Genomic DNA, 18,202 nt, shown 5'->3' on the forward strand with positions numbered 1-18,202 from the left:
AAAGCAACTTCTTAGCCTCCCTCGCTCATTGGGACTTGAGTGGGATTCTCTTTGTGGTGATGAAACTTAAATCCTCCTGTGATTTCATTTGCCTCACTATCGGATAGCTCAACAAGTTTTTCATCCTTGTTTTCAGAGTCTTTTTTCGTCTGATCTTTTGTCATTGATCTTATGGCTTTACGCCTATTATAGCTACAATTTTTTCGATAGAGCAACCTCTTAGTGATTCAATACAGGTGCAATTCCTGTTGGTTGTATTGCCAATGGAATTGATGAACCCATTGGTAGAACTTGAAGGGTGGATCAAGTTTTAACTACTCATCATGTCATTAAAAAAGCTAGCTCTCTTTGAGCGGCGGTGTCCTAGTGGATAGGAACAGTGATCATCTGGTGATCTTTGTGTTGGTTCGATTCCGACAGTTCACATTCGGTGAGTTTTCCACGTCCTTAGTGATGTGGTTAAAACTACACCCTTCAAATAATAATGAAAACAGCTAAGCAAATTAAAGTAGACAACAGAATTACCACAATCATCACTTGTGATAACTGCGGTAAGGAAACACAAGTCAAGGCGAGTATCGATACCAAGACTGTCTCTAAGGCACTTGAGCGATCTTGTTCATCGTGTCAACCACACTTCTATGTCGATGGGTGGTGGCAACAGTTTGGACTTAAAGCCAATCCCTACGTATATGGTCCTATGCAACGTCTACGGACTAGTAGAGACTATCGAATGCAAGAAGCGAGGCGAATGGGATGGATGGCTTGGACTTGGGATGACGAGTACACAGAGTCTGGAAAGTGTCCGTCCTAAAATCCCAAAAACTGCCCCTTTCGTCCAGCACGTAGCGTATGTCGTGCACCCTTAGTGTCAAATCTATGGTCGTGCACCCTCACATCCCGGTTGCTTGGCGTTGATGTTAATGCATTGATCACAGGCAGTTGTTGAACATCTTTGCGCTGTGCTGTTGTACTAGCGCCGCCAAAGCGAACTTTAATATCAGCTGAAACTCTTGTATCGAATGCTTCGTCGTAGGAGAGATTTACTCCTGCTGTGACGCCACTTGTCATTTCATAAGCCAAGCGTCCACGCACACCAGAACCATCAGCGGATCCAAGGTCGCCATGTTGGTAGTAGTAGCCAACAGAGGAATTCAGCTCAGGCGTGATGAAATAGCCAACATCAAGCCCATAGGTATCCAGTGCACCACCTTGGTAATACCAGTTCAGTTTCTGCTCGGTATCTCCAATAGGAATCAAGGCATAGGCATTGAGGTTCCAGGCATTGGAAACAGCTTCTGCATTGACAGCCACCTGCTGGAAGAAGGCACTCTTCTCTGTGCCGCTGACATCGACCCAGGTGTCGGTTCCGCCTGTATTCATCGGGCGGCTGTCATAACCAGCATTCAGCCCGTACATCCAGCTGCGGTCACCATTCAGCCAGCGATAACCCAGACGTGATGAGGTGGAGATGGTGGTACCAGCCACATCGGTATTGATGATGCTGCTATCGCCCTCACGGTCAGCGAAGTTGACGTTCGCCAGCACGTCAGCAAAGAAGACGCTGTTCTCGCCAACAGAGATCGGAAGGAAGCCGCCGATACCTGCTTGATTCGGTGTTCCAGCACCCTGCAAGGCACCTTGGAAGCCAACCCGTGGCTTGACGAAGTCTTTGAGGCTGATGCTCATCACCCCAAGGTCGTCCGCACTGCCGTCCTCTTGAGCAGCGGTAGGCAGCAGAGGAGTATTTGCAACTGCCATTGCAGCAATACCAATCAGCGATAGATACAGTCTTCCAGGAGGCCGCACTGGGATAGATGCGAAATTCCACTCATTGTCTGGTCTTTGTATAAGCGTGCAACCAAGTCACATCAATTGTGGTAATTAACATCCTCACGAAGTCTCTATGTCTTGACCGGTTCAGATGCGGCAGTTCAGGCACATACGGTTGGGAGTCGGATTATCCCCAAAAAAATAAAATAAATCTCTGAAGTCCTATACGTATATATGAGGACCTATGATTTACCCGATAGGGTCCCTACTTGCTGTTGTATCCGAGGCTTTGATCCGGGAGGCGCACACAGTCCGTAATGTCTTGAATAGATCCTCCATCTCAATTTCTCTATATCCACTTCAATAGTAAGTGCAGGCTCCCGGTTGTACCAAGCTTTTTGGCCTGGCGTTGGTATCGATTAGGTGTGTTGTTGGTATGTGCAAATCAATCCGAGTGTTCTCTAGTTTTTTAATCGTAGCCTTCGTTAAACATCGCTTAGTTGCAGCTAATGGTCCCTCTTTGGGTTCGGATAACAGCAATCTCCGCTGTGATGGCCACGTCTGTTGCGCTCAGCTGGTGGTCTTGTGGTCCAATCCTCGGCTTGTGTCGTTGGTAACGATGAGTCGACATAAGGGTTGAGGGAGCTCGCTCCTAGAAGGCATCCCTGTTGCTGATCTCAGTGGTAGCTGTCCAGGTACTGACTGTTGGTATGTCTCGTTGGTATTCAAGCTTGTGTCTCCATACCAACTGCATACTCGCTAGTAAAATCGCTACAAAGCACTGTCATGACTAGACTTCTAGGACGGCCAAGGAATGTGCAATGTGCGCTCTCGATCCCGACGAAAGTGCATGATCTGGCCATTCGCCAGAGCCATCACATAGCTGCTGATGCGGTGCCCGCGCGATGGGTCAAATCGTTCTGAAGCTTTGATGAGACCCAGTTGGGCTTCCTGGAGAAGATCATCATGTTCGCCTGTGCCGCGGGCCAGCTGACGGCTTGCAGCCAGGTGTGCCAGACCGAGATTGCGCAGAACCCGTTCATTGCGTCGTCGGACGCTGGGATCGAGCTGCCTTCGGTTTTCTTGGCGGATCCGTTGTTGCTCGACTGTTGCTTGATCTGAGTCTTGGACCTTGCGTCTACGAACCATGAATGGTGGAACCACTGCATTCACGCTCCGTGTTTTCAAGGGCGGTTCCATCACCCTCAGGAGTGATTCTGTTCAACCCAGAGGGGGTATGAATTCCTGCTTCAGCACGGCAATCAGCTCTAGGCATGAACGCATGGGCATGCCGTTGTCGAGACTTGGCTGAATTTCCGCTTCCAATGTTCGGATCACAGACTCAGCACTTTCCCCCCGCTGCATGAGTTCCCTCACCGCGAGGATGGCGGCCTCTTCGGTAAAGCCGAGCAGAAATTCCTTCAACTGGTCTGTGCTGGCCTTTGCAATGATCGCGGCAGTGGGGTTGGGCACAGGCTGGTCCCTTTAGCAGGCAACTTTAGGGAAACTGATTGTGCCCAATTAGCTCCAGAGCGGCGTCGTCTGGGTTTGAGCTTCTAATCCTGCCCAGCTGAGTAGAGCTGGCCAATGCATCACCCGTTGGTGGATCCAGTGGTGCCCATCGGCATTGAGATGAATCCCGTCCGGCTCGATCCATCCCAGCCAACCCGTTTCCTGTTGCATCGCCTGATGCAAAGGCAGGAATGGCACATCCGCTTCTAGGCAGGCCTCTTCCAGCTGTGCCTCGTAGACCGCAACGGAGGCATTGTCGTACCAGAGGCACTGCGCGAATGGCATCGCAGCTTCATCCACGGCCGTGAGCCCCAGCACCATCACCTGCGTTCGCGGTGCCATCGCCCGAATCAGTTGTTCGACCCCAAAGCGATAGGCCTCAACCGAGAGTTGGCGTCGCCCATCGGCACGACCGACCCTGGCGCTGTCGTTGAGGCCAACGGCCAGAAGCAAGCCAGCCGGTGTCTGACGACGGAGCTCTCCGCGACCCTCCCATTCTTGTTCCCATCGTTTTGCCACGTTTTCCAGGCCATCACCGCGCACGCCGAGTGGATAAATCAACGGCATATCCGGTGTTTGCATCCAGCTCAGGCGCAGTCGCTCACACCAACCACCGCCCACTCGGTCTCCCCATCCGTAGACGCCGCTGTCGCCGATCACCGTGAGTTGGCGTGGTGCTCGCATCGCTGAGGGCATGTTCTCTCACAGCTTTGCAGGCTCAGGTGGACGCGGTCTCGCCTGGGGTTCGTAACCAGCGCTGTCGGAGTCCATCACTGATGTGTTCTCCCGCCAGGGTGAGCAGTGCGAAACAGATGATGATGAGCAGTACCGCCGCCCAGTGAAAGGAACTGAGGGATTCGATCAGCATCCAGCCCAGTCCGGTGCCGCCTACCAGACCGACGACGAGCGTTTCTCGCAGAATCACGTCCGTGCGATAGGCCCCGTACGCCAGGTAGGAACGGCTCTGTGGGCTGAGGCAACCAAGCAGCCATGCCTGTCTTGGCCCTGCTGCCGTGACTTCGATGGCCTTCATCGTTCCACGGTTTTGCTGGTCCAGTCCCTCCACCAGCAGGCGTCCCATCACCCCGGCGTTCTGAAGGCCGAGGGCCAGGGCTGCCAACGCCAGGGAGGGCAGATTGGCCAATAGAAGCATCAAGAGCGTGAGCGGTGGCGGAAGGACTCTTTGAAGCGTCCAGAGACCGAGGAAGACCTGTTTCGCGATCCTTCCGGGGAAGATCAGCAGGCAGAGGGGCGGAAGGGCAATGGCAATCCCTGCTGCCAAAAGCGTGAGTCGCAAGGTTTGCTCGATCATCCGCAGCCATGGCAGCTCTGTGGCAGCGAGCTGTAAGGCGCTGATATCAGGGAGCGGTGGCAGCATCAGTTGCAGGGTTGTGCCGCTGGTGGGCAGGAGTTGCTGGAGCCAGTGGCCACCACCCAGAACAGCCAGCACGGTCATGGTCAGAACGCTGACACCGTTCCATTGGCTGGGGTTTGTTTGTTGTCGATGCCTCCAGAACGTCAGACCTTGTTCCAACAGCACGCTGAGGAGGATTAACAGCCAGAGGCCCGACCAGAATTCAGCGAACCGAAGGGACTGGAGGGTGAGTTGCAGCTCTGTGCCGATCCCGCCCAGACCGAACACACCCAGCAAGGTGGCGCTGCGAAGGGCGCATTCCAGTCGATAGCCGCCATAGCTCAGCAAGATCGGCTGAAGCGGTGGGCCGATGCTGGAAACAAGTGCTGCGGGAGCTGAAGCTCCGCTCTGCAGCACCGCGGTCAGCCTTCGCCGGTCGATGCTGTCGATTTGGTCTCGAAACACCCGGGCGACCAGAGCCGAATAGGGAATGGTGATCGCCGCAACTGCAACCCAGGGATGCAACCCCAAGACTTGCAACAGCAGCAGACCCCAAAGCAGTTCGTGGATCGCTCTGGGCAGTGCTAGCAGGCTGCGTATGGCGGCAGCAGGCCAGGTGGGGATCTTGGCACTCTCCCAGAGCACATCACTGCTGAAGACCCCCAGCAGCAGGCCGATCAGGGTGCTAAGCCCCCAGCTAACCAAGGCTGTGGCCAGGGTGACCTGCAATCCATCCCACAGCGATTTCAGCAAGAGAGGGTCCTTGCTCGGCTGCACGGCTCCTTGCAGGAATCGCCACCAGGTTTCGAACCCGCCGCCATGCAGTCCCTGCCCCACCACGATCAACACGGGAACGAGAGCGAGAGCCGGTAGCAGGCAGAGCAGAGGAGCGCTGAGGACGGGTCGCTTCATGGCTTGGGAGCAGCCCGGCGTCCTTCTGATGAGGCGCGGTAGAGCAGGTCTAGATCCTTGGTCTTGATCGATGCGGAAGGCGCATCCATCACGACCTGTCCATCGCGTAGGGCAATCACCCGGCCAAAACGATCGATCAGATCTGGACGGTGCAGGCAGACCACCGTTGTGCTCGCCAAGATGTCCCCTGCAGATGTCGGTGTTTGCCGCAACAGGGTGTTGAGCAAGTCCTGCACCAGTGCTGGGTCGAGATTGGAGAGCGGCTCATCCGCCAGCACAAGATCCGGTCGTTGCCGAAAGAGGCGTGCCAGCGCAACGCGTTGGCGTTGCCCTCCTGAGAGGGTTGTTACGGAGCGATCAATCAAGTCTTGCTGCAGACCTGCCTGCTTCAGGCAGGTCATGCAGGCATCTCGTTCCAAAGGCACCAGCAGATTGGCCAGGGCCCAAAACAGGGAACGACGCCCAAGCGCACCGCAATTGATGTTTTGGGCCACCGACAATTCCTCCACCAGGTGGAGGTCCTGCCAGAGGGTGCCGATGCGTCGACGCTGGCGACGTGGAAGTTGATGCACTGGTGTGCCCTGCCAGAGCACAGTGCCGCTGCTCGGTTTGAGACTTCCATTGGCGATGGAGAGCAGAGTGCTCTTGCCGGCACCACTGGGTCCGATCAGGGCAATGGTCTCCCCTGCCCTGAAGGTCAGGGAGACGTGATTGAGGCGAGGGCTGTCGCGGCTAGTGAGACAGACATCGCGCAGCTCAAGCATCACGGTCAACGGATCTTGCCCAGTTGCCTCCCGACGGTTTCGATCGGCGCATACTGTGAGGCCGATGCAGGGATGAACTCTTCAGCGGCAAACAGGCTCAGGATTGTTTTGCCGTTGGCGGTTGTTGGTTTGATCCCAAGAATGGCTTTTTGCAGCTTTGTTGTGAATCCGCCACCGAATCGTTTGTCCAGGCCTGGACGAGCAACCCAGTGGTAATCCACATACGTAGGCGTACGCCAGATCACCGTCACTTTGTTCGGATCGGCTGCTCCGGATTTCAGCGCACTGGTCCAAACCTGTTCGTTTAAGGCACCGGCTTCGTAGGAGCCGCTATGCACAAGAGCGATCGTTGCGTCATGGCTGCCGCTGAAGCCAGGCCGTCCCCCAGCGAATTGATTGGGAGTGACACCGCCCTGCTGGAGGAAGTGCTGAGGCATCAATCTCCCGGACGTGGAGCTTTCCGATCCGAACGTGAACCGTTTCCCCTTGAGGGTCTGCAGTCCTTCCAGGCTGCTGATCGATTGCAGACCAGACTGGGTATTGGCGATGAAGACGCTGCGGAATTTGGCATCGATGTCCCTCTGGGCAAGCACCGTGGCCCCGGGGGTCTGGAGACGTGCCTGCACCCCGGTCAGTCCGCCAAACCAAACGACGTCGAGGCCTCCGGTGCGAAAGGCACTGACCGCCGCTGGGTAATTGCTAACAGGCACGTAGCGAACGGGCACCTGAAGCTTCTGGCTGAGCTCTTGGGCCAGAAGTCCGTAGAGCCTGTTCAGTTTCTCGGGGTTCTGATCGGGAATGGCACCGATCCGCAGGGTTTCAGCTGCCCAACTTGGAAGGGCCGTCGTTGAAAGACAGCAGAGCAGTGCAAGGCAGACGACGGCCCGGTGTTCTCGTGCTGGCATCAAGGAATGGAATGGTCTGAAGATGATTCGGTTCAGAGCTGGCTGGCGAGCAGGGGCTCGAGCCGACTGAGACCGTCTTCGATCGTCTCATGCGAGACGGCACAGGAGAGGCGGACACAGCGGTCATCACCAAAGGCGGCGCCAGGGACAAGAGCTAGGCCTTCCCTTTCCAAGGCAGCCTCACAAAATGCCAGTGAGCTGCTGACATGATCCGGCAGTTTCGGGAATGCATAGAAGGCTCCACGGGGAGGGACCAAGGTGAGTCCATCCAGGGCCTTGAGTCCCTGTGTCAACAACCGACGACGGCTATTGAAGCTGGCTGCCATGCTTTTGACGCAATCCTGAGAGCCACGCAAGGCGGCTAGAGCACCTCTCTGGGCGAAGCTGCACACATTGCTGGTGCTCTGGCTCTGAAGCGCTGCTGCCGCTTTGATCACCTCGGGTGGTGCGACTAGATAGCCAAGTCGCCAGCCAGTCATTGCCCAGCCTTTCGCGAATCCGTTCACCACCATCGTGCGTTCTGCAAGATCGGGTGCCAGTGCAGCAAAGCTGTGGTGGGTTTCACCCTCTTCGAGGAGATACTCGTAGATCTCGTCACTCATCACCAGCAACTGGGGATGACGTCTCACGATCTCGGCAACTGCCAACATTTCGCTGCGTTCAATCACCCGACCGGTTGGGTTGCCGGGGCTGTTGATCACCAGTAGGCGCGTGTTCGGGGTGATCGCTGCTTCCAGTGCGTCCAGATCAAGGCTGAAGCCCTCTTCGGCCGAGGAGGGAATTACCACGGGTTCGGCTCCGGCCAGTCGGGCCATTTCTGGATAGCTGAGCCAGTAAGGGGCAGGGATCAGAACCTGATCACCAGGGTTGAGTAGCACCTGGAACAGGTTGAAGATCGCTTGCTTCCCACCGTTGGTGACCAGCACGTTGGTGGCAGTGGAGGGAATGTTGTTGTGCTGAGTGAGTTTGTCGGCAATGGCCTCGCGGAGCTCAGGGTCGCCTGCCGCAGGCCCGTAGCGGGTGACTCCATCGCGAAGGGCCTTAATCGCTGCCTCAACGATGAAATCGGGAGTGTTGAAGTCAGGCTCCCCTGCCGACATGCTGCAGATGTCACGACCATCCTGTTGCAGTGCCTTGGCGCGGGCACTGATGGCGAGGGTGAGGGATGGCTTGAGGGCTTCGGCCCGATTTGAGAGCACGGTCGGGCGGGGCATCAGCGCGGCACCCCTCCACCGGGTGCGCATTAAGACACCATCCTGCCTGATCTGGTGTCGTGGACAACCGTATCTGCGTCAACATTTGTGGGTGTAGATACAGCGCCGAATGTCCGACCCAGGATCCGCTGGCGTACAACTCAGCTGGGTTCTTGCCTCGAGCCAACCTGAGCGGATCGCCCTCTTTTATGCACGGCTTCTCGGCCTGACTCCCCAGCCAGGAACCTCCTCAGCTCACTGGCTTGTGACCACTGCTGAAGGGGAACGCCTGCAGTTTTATCGACCGTCCAGCCAACGACCCCAGCAAGCTCAGGGTCGGGCCTGGTCGCCCTGCTTCACCATGGCGACAGAAACGGCACCAATGCAGCGCTTGGATTGTTGGTGCAGAGACGCTTTGGACCAGGGTGCATCGCTCCACGAGGCCGCCCGGATGGAACCTTTTGGGGCTGAGTGCTGGATGAAGGACCCCGATGAGAATGACTTCCTTCTGTTGGTGACTCCGTTGCTGCTCTGATGCTCCGATGGCCGTAATGCCTTCCCCTCCTGGTTCTTTCAAACAGTCCTGGCTCGAGCGTTGCCGGCAGTGCAGTCGTTGCGGCCTCTCCGCTGAGCGTCAGCATGTCGTGATCAGTCGCGGCGACCCAAGGGCCAAGGTGATGGTGATCGGTGAAGCGCCTGGAGCCAGCGAAGACATTCAGGGCCTTCCATTTGTCGGACGCTCCGGGCAGTTGCTCGATCAGTTGCTCCGTTCCGTTGGCTTTGACCCTGACTCTGATCTCTTCATCTGCAACGTTGTGAAGTGCCGTCCACCCGACAACCGCAAACCGTCCTCGGCTGAATTGCGCGCCTGTCGCCCTTGGATTGAAGAGCAGTTAGCGCATGTCGATCCCCTTGTTGTGGTCCTTGTGGGTGCGACTGCTGTGGCGGCGATGCTGAAGCGCAAACAAGCCATGCGCAGTCTGCGCGGTGTTTGGATTGAGCAGGCTGGCCGCCTATGGATGCCGGTCTTTCATCCCGCCTATCTGTTGCGCAACCCTTCTCGAGAACCAGGCAAGCCCATGGCCATGACGCTCGAAGATTTGCGTCAGGTGCGGCTGCGGTTATGCCAGTGTTATCCGGCATCCGGCGCGCTGTTCCCTAGTCCGCCATCACCGTGACCGCCACCACCGTGACCGCCATCAACGCGCAGTCCCGTCGTTACGACACTCAGATTCATCGGCGGGTGACCCGCTCGGTGATGGTGGGTGATGTCCCCGTCGGCAGTGAACACCCAGTGGTGGTGCAGTCGATGATCAACGAGGACACGCTTGATATCGAAGCCGCCGTGGCCGGAATCCGTCGTCTTGCTGATGCCGGTTGTGAGATTGTGCGCGTCACAACGCCTTCTATGGCCCATGCCAAGGCCATGGGGGACATTCGGGCGGCGCTTCGTTCCCAGGGCTGCACTGTTCCTTTGGTGGCTGACGTTCACCACAACGGAATTCGCATCGCGCTCGAGGTGGCGAAGCATGTCGACAAAGTGCGAATCAATCCAGGACTGTTTGTCTTCGACAAACCGGACCCCTCCCGTCAGGATTTTTCTCAAGAGGAATTTGATGCCATTGGCCAGCGCATCAAAGATGACTTCAGGCCGCTTGTAGAAGTTCTCAAGTCTCAAAACAAGGCGCTCCGCATCGGGGTGAACCATGGCTCCCTCGCCGAGAGGATGCTTTTCACCCATGGCGACACACCCCAGGGAATGGTGGAGTCGGCGATGGAGTTCGTGCGCATTTGCGACGAACTTGATTTCCACAACATCTTGATCTCGATGAAGGCCTCACGTGCCCCGGTGATGCTTGCCGCCTACCGATTGATGGCGGACACCTTGGATGCCGAAGGGTTCAACTACCCGCTCCACCTCGGCGTGACTGAGGCTGGAGATGGCGACTACGGACGTGTGAAAAGCACGGCTGGTATCGCAACACTTCTTGCTGAAGGTTTGGGTGACACCATCAGGGTGTCGCTGACTGAAGCGCCTGAGAAGGAGATTCCTGTCTGCTTCTCGATCCTGCAGGCCCTAGGTCTGCGCAAGACGATGGTCGAATACGTGGCCTGCCCGAGTTGCGGTCGCACTTTGTTTAATCTTGAGGAGGTGCTGAATCAGGTGCGCGACGCCACCTCTCACCTCACTGGTCTCGACATCGCCGTAATGGGTTGCATTGTGAATGGGCCCGGCGAAATGGCAGATGCTGACTACGGTTACGTTGGTAAGACCCCCGGAGTGATCTCTCTCTATAGGGGGCGAGAGGAAATCCGAAAGGTGCCTGAGCAGGAAGGGGTGTCGGCCTTGATTCAATTGATCAAGGACGACGGACGCTGGGTGGAACCTGCTTGAGCTCGTTCGGCTTTGTGTAAACCATGAGGTAAGGCCTGCAAAGTCCAGCAGTAATGCGGTGGTGGCCCTAAACGCTGATCGAGAACCGCAGCAATGGGCAGCCGCATGTTGAAACGATTGGTGAGCAGTGCAAGCACTAGAAGTAAGAGGAAGAGGATTTCACCAGGCCTGTCATTGCTCATGGGCTGTTGATGCGAGGTGGCGATGGACGCGATCGATTTCGTGTCTGCATATTCATACGTGCCTTCCCGCTCGTTTTTTTGGATCTGTCGCCCCGACCTACTGCAGCAGAACACCGATCGAATTTGGTCATAACTGATCGAGTAGTTTGTAGTGTTCATGCGGGTTGACAACCGTTAGGCTGAAGAATCAGGCCTGAGCAGTTGTCATGTCCGAGTTAAAGCCCAACCGTTCGAGCCATTCTTCCTGGTTGGTCTTGCTTGGTGCCGGAGGCTTGTCAGCTGCGGTGGCCCTGTCTGCCCCGGGGTTGGGTTTGCCAACCAGTGGCTCTTCCTCGATCACGGATAGTCCCAAGGAGGTCATTGATCAGGTCTGGCAGATTGTTTATCGCGATTATCTCGATTCCACCGGTGAATACGATCCTCAGAAATGGAAAAAACTGAGGCGAGATCTTCTCGCAAAGCCTTACACCGGCACTTCTGAATCGTATGAGGCAATCCGTGGCATGCTCGCAAGCCTGGATGACCCATATACCCGTTTTCTTGATCCGAAAGAGTTCAAGGAAATGCAGATTGAAACCTCAGGTGAGCTGATGGGGGTGGGTATTCAGATTTCACTCGATAAGGACACAAAAGAAATTGTTGTTGTGTCCCCGATTGAGGGCACTCCAGCTTCCCGGGCAGGCGTACAGCCCAAGGATGTGATTGTTTCAATTGATGGTCGCTCCACAAAGGGAATGACCACAGAGGATGCCGTTAAATTAATCCGAGGCAAAGAAGGAACAGAAGTCACTCTCGGTCTGCGCCGGAAGGGTGAGGTGATCGCCTTGCCAATGGTGAGGGCTCGAATCGAAATTCATGCGGTCGATAGCCAACTCAACACCTCTCCTGGTGGCGAGAAGGTTGGATATATCCGTTTGAAGCAGTTCAATGCCAATGCTGCAAAGGAGATGCGAGCGGCGATCCGTCAGCTCGAAGCCGAAGGGGCAAGCGGCTATGTCCTTGACCTGCGCAGCAATCCCGGTGGCCTGCTGGAAGCGAGTGTGGATATTGCGCGGCAGTGGCTTGATGAGGGAACGATTGTTAGCACCAAAACGCGCAATGGCATCCAGGATGTGCGCAGGGCAACGGGTTCAGCGCTGACTCAGCGCCCGGTGGTCGTGCTCGTGAATGAAGGCTCTGCTAGTGCCAGTGAGATTCTCTCTGGTGCCCTTCAAGACAATCACCGAGCCCAGCTTGTCGGTCAGAAAACATTCGGAAAGGGCCTCGTTCAGTCGGTTCGAGGTCTTGCCGATGGCTCAGGACTCACCGTCACCATTGCTAAATACCTCACTCCGAACGGCACCGATATCCACAAGAACGGGATTCGGCCCGATGTGACCGTGGAAATGACGCAGGAGGAGGTGAAGTCTCTGACTATCGAGGACCTCGGGACCAACAAAGACAGTCAGTACCGGATTGCGGAAACGACCCTGATGAAAGCTCTCAAGTCAGCGAATGCAACGCAAACGTTCCGACCTGGGCTCAGCAATCTCACATCGGCATTGACTACGAAACGCTGAATGGATCTTGATCTTCAACCGTGATCCCCATCGCCGCGGCCCACTCCTCGAGGTGTCTCATTTAATCCTCGTTGAATTTGAACTCTTGGTAGACCTCGCTGATTCGCCGTAGCCCATTGCCTCGAGGGAGCCCGCCTCACAGAAGTGATTTGCAAATTCCTGCTCCCCCATTCCTCCATTGATGCCGCTGAGCTTGGCTCCCGAGTCGGTGCATCGAACCTCCCATCGCGCTTTGATCCTCCAATCCTCTGCGTCGTAGAGGTTGAACGTGCCGCCTTTGGCACTGACGCCAAGCTCAGGGCAGATGCGACCGCTTTTGGATGTGCTCGAGAAGAGCTTCTTCTCGCTCGTCACGCACAAGTTTTCCAGGACTGGCTTGCGTACCGGAACGCTTCGATCCAGAGAAACGATTGTCGTTTCGAGCAGCGAGCATCCCGAGCAGAGCAGCACGACGACTGGCCAAGCAAGGGGGAAAAGACGTTTTTGCAATGGATTGAGCTCGCTGATGCTCAAAATCGCCAAATTGAATCTGATTCTGCCGCTCTACCGACTGATGGATCTGGTCACGAGCGGTCAGGAGACCGGTTGCATCAGCCCACCACCAGGTGTTGAATCATCATCATCATTTTCAGTGTCGCTCTGAAGCAGAGCGAATAGACCAAGGGCAGCAGCGCCGATCAAGCTTCCGTACAGGCCAATGGGGCCGGATGACGTGATTGGTTCAATGATTTCGCCCATTCCTGAACCCATCCAAGTCGACACAGTGTAACGAAGAATTGCGGGCTGTGGCGAATTGTTCTCATCTTCGCGCTTAAACGCTGAGAACCTTGTCGTTGGAACGATTCTGCTGCTCCTGGCGCTGCTCCGTGGTGAGCCCATCGGCACCGGGGATCTGTGCTGCCATCTGTTCGAGCCAGCTCTTGAGTTCCTCCAATTGCTTGTCCATGGCCAGTACACCCAACCCTCGGGCCAGCACCTTGGCGGTACTGCCACTTCCAGCCTGATAGATCAGTCGGCCATGGAGGTGCTTGGGAAGGCCCTGACGCAGCAGTCTGAAGGCGGGTTCCTCCATCGGTGTTTCCAGCGCAATGTTCGGTTTCTCGGGGCGGATTCGGGCAAAGCCACAACGCTTGGCCAGCAGCTTCAGTTCCATCAGTTGCAGCAATGACTGCACAGGTCCTGGTAGGGCGCCGTAGCGGTCGGCCCAGCCCGCGGCCATCTCGACCAATGCTTCCTGGCTCTGACATTCGGCTGCGGAGCGATAGGCACCCATCTTTTCGTCCGCATCCGTGATCCAGTCGGCAGGGATGAAGGCAGTGACCTGGAGATCCACCTGGGTGTCGTCAACGGCGGGGATGTCTTGCCCTTGGATGTCGGCCAGGGATTCCTGCAGCATCTCCATATAAAGGTCGAAGCCAATCGCCTCCATCTGGCCGCTCTGTTCCACGCCTAGAAGGTTTCCCACACCTCGGATTTCCATATCGCGCATGGCCAGCTGGTAGCCGCTGCCCAGTTGGGCAAATTCCTGAATGGCTCGTAAGCGCTGGCGGGCTGCATCGCTGAGGGAGGCGTTGCCTGGATAGAACAGCCAGGCATGGGCCTGAATACCACTGCGTCCTACACGGCCCCTCAGCTGGTAGAGCTGGGCAAGGCCGAAGCGGTGAGCATCTTCGATCAGGATGGTGTTGACGCGGGGAATATCCAGACCGCTTTCCACAATCGTGGTGCAGAGCATCACATCGGCCTCGCCGCCGTTGAACGCCACCATGGCGCTTTCAAGTTCACCCTCGGCCATCTGGCCATGGGCCACGAGCAGCTTGAGGTCCGGCAGCATCTGACGCAGATTTTCTGCGACCTCCTCAATGCCCTCCACGCGCGGTACGACATAAAACACCTGGCCGCCGCGATCCAGTTCCTGTCGGATGGCACTGCGCACCACTTCATCGTCCAATGCGGCTAGATGGGTTTTGATCGGCCTGCGTAAGGGCGGAGGTGTGGTGATCAGGCTCATTTCACGCACACCCGAGAGGCTCATATAAAGCGTGCGCGGAATGGGGGTTGCCGACAGGGTGAGAACGTCGACGTCCTTACGCAGGGCTTTGATCTTCTCCTTCTGATTCACTCCGAAGCGTTGTTCTTCGTCCACCACCAGCAGGCCGAGCTTGTCGAAGGCTGTGCTCTTACTCAGGAGCTGATGGGTTCCCACCACGGCATCGATGGTGCCCGAACCGAGCCCCTCAAGGATCACTTTGCGCTCGCTGGTTGTTCTGAAGCGGTTGAGCAGCGCCACCTTGATTGGATAAGGGGCAAAACGCTCTGAAAGGGTGCGCCAGTGCTGCTGAGCCAACACGGTTGTGGGGGCCAGCATTGCCACTTGCTTCCCAGCGGTGATCGCCTTGAAGATTGCCCTGATCGCGACTTCGGTCTTACCGAATCCCACATCTCCACACACGAGGCGATCCATCGGCTGTGCCTTCTCCATATCGCGCTTCACTTCGGCAGTCGCCTTGACCTGGTCTGGGGTCGGTTCGTAGGGGAAGGAATCTTCCAGCTCCAGCTGCCACGGCCCATCAATCGGGAAGGCAAAACCAGCTGCCTGATGCCTCTCGGCATAGAGCTTGACCAGATCAACGGCCACCTTGCGTACGGCCTTGCTAGCCCGTTCTTTGGCTTTCACCCAGGCCGAACCACCCATCTTGCTCAGCTGGGGTGGGCTGTCACTGTTGGCTCGATAGCGACCGAGGCTGCCCAGTTGATCGGCCGCTACACGCAGGATGCCGTCGGCGTATTGCACCACCAGGTAGTCGCGTGCTTCGCCACTGATCGCTAATTTTTCGAGCTGCTTGAACCGACCGATTCCGTGGTTGCGATGGACCACGAAATCCCCCTGCTGCATCTTGTTGGGATCCACCGTGCGGCTCGCTGCCTTGCGTCGCCGGCGGATGTAGCCGCTGCTCGTGAGGTTCTGTTGCCCGAAAAACTCTCGGTCGGTGATCAGCACCACTCGCCAGGCTGGCAATTGCAGCCCTTCGAGTTCGGCGGTTCCTTTGGTTTTGAGTGCAACAGGAGTGCCCTGCTCAATTAAGCGGGCAATGGCCTGATGGTCCGCAGCATTGGGTACAAACCTGCTGACGCAGTCGTGTTCTTCAAGTAGCGCGACGGCGCGGCTGGGCTGGGCTGAGATCAGCCACACCGCCTGACGCTCGCGTTGGTAGTCCTTCAGTAGTTCCCCTAGTTTTCCGAATTGATTGGGGTAGGCCGGGACGGCTCGACTGGCCAGGTCAAAAGCGTTGAGGTGGTCATCACTTTCATGAAGTTCCGCTAGATCAAATCCGGGGAAGACATCGGTCAGCCCCATCGCCTCCTCAATTCCGCGGTGCAATAACGGCAGTGGCAGGGCGAGTTCGCTGTGGTGTTCGGTGGCATGGTCCAACCACTGCTGACCATGGGCTTTGCCGTGACGTCTTTCATCAATCGCCACACAGCACTGCTCGGGTAAGTAATCCAGCAGAGAGGCCGGCTCTGACCAGGCCAGCCCCATCAACCGACGCATGCCTTCTGGGGTATTGCCTTCCAAGAGCGCACTGATTTGCTCTTCGTCGAGCAGTTGATCGAGCCCTTCCGGCATCGTTTCGCGCAGTTGTTCGGCGATCAGTGGGCTGAAGCCGGTGGGAGTCAGTCGCAGCTGTTCCACTGGATCGAGGGATCGCTGACTTGCTGGGTCAAATTCCCGCAGTTTGTCGAGCTCATCCCCGAAGAATTCCAGGCGTACCGGTAGTTCGCTGCTCACCGGATAGATGTCAACGATGTCGCCGCGGCGGCTCCAACTGCCTTCCTGGTCAATGCTGGAGACCCGCTCGTATCCGAGTTGGCTGAGGGTGAGGGCCAGCTCTTCAAGGTCGATGCTGTCGCCTTTGCGGACTGTGCGGCAGCGCGCGGCAAGCGCCTGCGGTGGGGGTAGATGGGGCTGCAGGCAACGCTCAGTGGCGACAATCGCCATCCCCTCACGGCCGCACTGATCCTGCAACTCGCTCAGCACTTGCAGTTGTCCCCAAGTGATTTCTGTCGTGGGGTCGAAGGGTTCGTAAGGAGACCCTTCGCTGGTTGGGTAGAGCTGAGCTGATGGCCAACCCATCAGCTCTAGGAGTGCCGTCCATCGACCGGCCTCTTCCAGGGTGGGAACGACCACCAGCAGGGATTGATCTGCGCGTCTGGCCAGGGCACTGGCAATCAACGCTCTGGCGGCACGATTGGCGCCCCGTAGTAGCAGGCGTTCTGGTCGCTGGCTGCGCTCCTGTAGCTCTCCGGTCAACGCCGTCGTCTGCAGCAGGCGCACCAGGGAGTTCAGGGGCATGGACGATTAACAGCTGCCAACGGTTGATCTTCGCAACTGGATGTGCTCGCTGTGGAGAGCCGGCTCGGCTTCAGCGCGGATTAGGGTCAAAGCGCTGGATGGATGGGTTCAGGAATGGACCGGATCATCGATGACCCACTGGCGATTACGCCCACCTGGCTTGAGGGGCAACTCAGGTGCATTTCCTCATTCAAGGATCTCAAGGTCACAACTGTCGAAACAGAAACGATTGGTGCGGCGACTGGATTCCTCTCGCGAATTGCAAGGCTGACGCCAACCTATGGCGCCAAGGCTCCACAGGCGCCATCAACATTGATTCTGAAGGTTCAAACCAATCGAGAAGGTTTTACGGATGTGGCTGAACGGCTGCAAGCCTTTGAACGTGAGCTTGGCTTTTACAAAGATTTTGCGCCAGATCTACAAGCCCGATTGCCCAGGGTTTTCGGTGGCTATGCCGAAGGTGGCAAGGGCTGGATCTTGATGGAGGATCTCTCGGCCTGGAGCCAGGGTGATCAGGTCTTCGGCATCAGTCATGACCAAGTCAAGTCCACATTGAAAATAATGGCTGCAGTGCATGCCGGTTATTGGCAGTGCGATCAGTTGGGTATGAAATCATGGCTTCCTTGCCATGATTTCTGGTTTCATGATGACCTTGGCGTCACTTGGGCAACCATTAAAAAGAGCTATGCCCTACGTCTTGGCGAAGCGGCGGTTGCCCTTATAGACCGTGTGGTGAACAACTACGAAAATCTGATCGAAGAGTTGGACAGACTCCCTCAGACCTTGGTGCATGGAGATCTGAGGGCGGACAATCTTCTTCTCTCTTCCCCTGCTTCTTCCGGGTCCGATGTGATCGTGATCGATTGGCAGACAGTCACCCGCAGTCTTGCTTGTATCGATCTAGCGTTTCTGATTGGTGGTAGCGAACCCACCGCAGAACGGCATGGCCATGCTCAAGACCTTTTGCGTTTCTGGCATCAGCAACTGGTGGCTCATGGTGTGTGTGATTACCCCTATCAACAGGCTCTGCATCACTTGCGTTTGGCATTGCTGATTTGTCTCGCTGTGCCGATTGTTGCCTTCAAAGAACTTGATGGACCCAGCTTTCACAGTGCGCGAGAAGCGCAGCTGGCCGAATGCTTTCTTTTTCGACACACCCAGGCAGCGCTCGACTGGTCTGCCGAGATTGCGTTGCAAGACTGAATTGAGCTTTACGATCAGTGCAGACTCCTTGGCTGATGCCCCGTTTTCGTTGTCCGGATTGCTGTTGTGGGCCAGCGATCGTGCTGCATCCCCCCA

The 18,202-nt window shown here is 56.6% G+C and carries 16 protein-coding genes; 6 read left to right on the top strand and 10 right to left on the bottom strand.

The features are described from left to right. Positions 1-810: 810 nt before the first annotated feature. The 8 genes from DXY10_RS00230 to DXY10_RS00265 form a co-directional block, all read right to left on the bottom strand. Entirely contained in the window at positions 811-1,761 is a 951-nt protein-coding gene (locus tag DXY10_RS00230; RefSeq protein ID WP_244281847.1) for a carbamoyl-phosphate synthase, read from the bottom strand. A gap of 810 nt (positions 1,762-2,571) precedes the next feature. Beyond that, positions 2,572-2,922 carry a sigma factor gene (locus DXY10_RS00235; protein WP_115015285.1) on the bottom strand — a complete coding sequence of 117 codons (351 nt, stop codon included), beginning with the start codon at positions 2,920-2,922 and terminating at the stop codon, positions 2,572-2,574. A 72-nt stretch (positions 2,923-2,994) separates the two neighbouring features. Continuing rightward, complete coding sequence (locus DXY10_RS00240) at positions 2,995-3,246, bottom strand: hypothetical protein (protein ID WP_115014675.1); 252 nt, start codon at positions 3,244-3,246, stop codon at positions 2,995-2,997. Positions 3,247-3,294: 48 nt separating this feature from the next. Next, positions 3,295-3,969 (bottom strand): GDSL-type esterase/lipase family protein, encoded by a 675-nt coding sequence (locus DXY10_RS00245; RefSeq protein ID WP_115015287.1) that lies wholly within the window; start codon positions 3,967-3,969, stop codon positions 3,295-3,297. A gap of 34 nt (positions 3,970-4,003) precedes the next feature. Beyond that, positions 4,004-5,551: a phosphonate ABC transporter gene (locus DXY10_RS00250; protein ID WP_115014677.1), complete on the bottom strand. Its 1,548-nt coding sequence runs from the start codon at positions 5,549-5,551 to the stop codon at positions 4,004-4,006. Beyond that, positions 5,548-6,324 carry a phosphonate ABC transporter ATP-binding protein gene (locus DXY10_RS00255; RefSeq protein ID WP_115014680.1) on the bottom strand — a complete coding sequence of 259 codons (777 nt, stop codon included), beginning with the start codon at positions 6,322-6,324 and terminating at the stop codon, positions 5,548-5,550. Before DXY10_RS00255 ends, DXY10_RS00250 begins: the two co-directional genes overlap by 4 nt. Beyond that, entirely contained in the window at positions 6,321-7,220 is a 900-nt protein-coding gene (locus DXY10_RS00260; protein WP_115014682.1) for a putative selenate ABC transporter substrate-binding protein, read from the bottom strand. Before DXY10_RS00260 ends, DXY10_RS00255 begins: the two co-directional genes overlap by 4 nt. A gap of 32 nt (positions 7,221-7,252) precedes the next feature. Then, positions 7,253-8,434: a pyridoxal phosphate-dependent aminotransferase gene (locus DXY10_RS00265; protein ID WP_115015289.1), complete on the bottom strand. Its 1,182-nt coding sequence runs from the start codon at positions 8,432-8,434 to the stop codon at positions 7,253-7,255. A gap of 109 nt (positions 8,435-8,543) precedes the next feature. Between DXY10_RS00265 and DXY10_RS00270 the strand changes: the two genes are divergently transcribed. The 3 genes from DXY10_RS00270 to ispG are packed head-to-tail and all read left to right on the top strand — an operon-like array spanning position 8,544 to position 10,808. Continuing rightward, the gene (locus DXY10_RS00270) at positions 8,544-8,948 is read left to right on the top strand and encodes a VOC family protein (protein WP_115014684.1); all 405 of its coding nucleotides are present in this window, start codon (positions 8,544-8,546) and stop codon (positions 8,946-8,948) included. Positions 8,949-8,964: 16 nt separating this feature from the next. Then, positions 8,965-9,591 carry a uracil-DNA glycosylase gene (locus DXY10_RS00275; RefSeq protein WP_115014687.1) on the top strand — a complete coding sequence of 209 codons (627 nt, stop codon included), beginning with the start codon at positions 8,965-8,967 and terminating at the stop codon, positions 9,589-9,591. A 20-nt stretch (positions 9,592-9,611) separates the two neighbouring features. Continuing rightward, positions 9,612-10,808 (top strand): (E)-4-hydroxy-3-methylbut-2-enyl-diphosphate synthase, encoded by a 1,197-nt coding sequence (ispG, locus tag DXY10_RS00280; RefSeq protein ID WP_115015291.1) that lies wholly within the window; start codon positions 9,612-9,614, stop codon positions 10,806-10,808. On the opposite strand, the gene DXY10_RS14365 is transcribed toward ispG, so the two are convergent. Then, positions 10,766-11,149 (bottom strand): hypothetical protein, encoded by a 384-nt coding sequence (locus DXY10_RS14365; protein ID WP_170955636.1) that lies wholly within the window; start codon positions 11,147-11,149, stop codon positions 10,766-10,768. The genes ispG and DXY10_RS14365 overlap by 43 nt on opposite strands. A gap of 47 nt (positions 11,150-11,196) precedes the next feature. Here DXY10_RS14365 and DXY10_RS00285 point away from each other — a divergent pair, with 47 nt between their 5' ends. Beyond that, the gene (locus DXY10_RS00285; RefSeq protein ID WP_115014690.1) at positions 11,197-12,549 is read left to right on the top strand and encodes a S41 family peptidase; all 1,353 of its coding nucleotides are present in this window, start codon (positions 11,197-11,199) and stop codon (positions 12,547-12,549) included. 316 nt (positions 12,550-12,865) lie between these two features. After that, entirely contained in the window at positions 12,866-13,192 is a 327-nt protein-coding gene (locus tag DXY10_RS14370) for a hypothetical protein (protein ID WP_170955637.1), read from the top strand. Between the two features lie 168 nt (positions 13,193-13,360). On the opposite strand, the gene mfd is transcribed toward DXY10_RS14370, so the two are convergent. Next, a complete protein-coding gene (gene mfd, locus DXY10_RS00295) occupies positions 13,361-16,903 on the bottom strand; it encodes a transcription-repair coupling factor (protein ID WP_115014695.1) in 3,543 nt (1,180 codons plus the stop codon). A gap of 114 nt (positions 16,904-17,017) precedes the next feature. On the opposite strand from mfd, the gene DXY10_RS00300 reads away from it, so the two are divergent. After that, positions 17,018-18,106 (top strand): phosphotransferase, encoded by a 1,089-nt coding sequence (locus DXY10_RS00300; RefSeq protein ID WP_170955638.1) that lies wholly within the window; start codon positions 17,018-17,020, stop codon positions 18,104-18,106. Positions 18,107-18,202 lie beyond the last annotated feature (96 nt).

Source organism: Synechococcus sp. UW140 (assembly GCF_900474295.1).
Taxonomy (GTDB): domain Bacteria; phylum Cyanobacteriota; class Cyanobacteriia; order PCC-6307; family Cyanobiaceae; genus Synechococcus_C.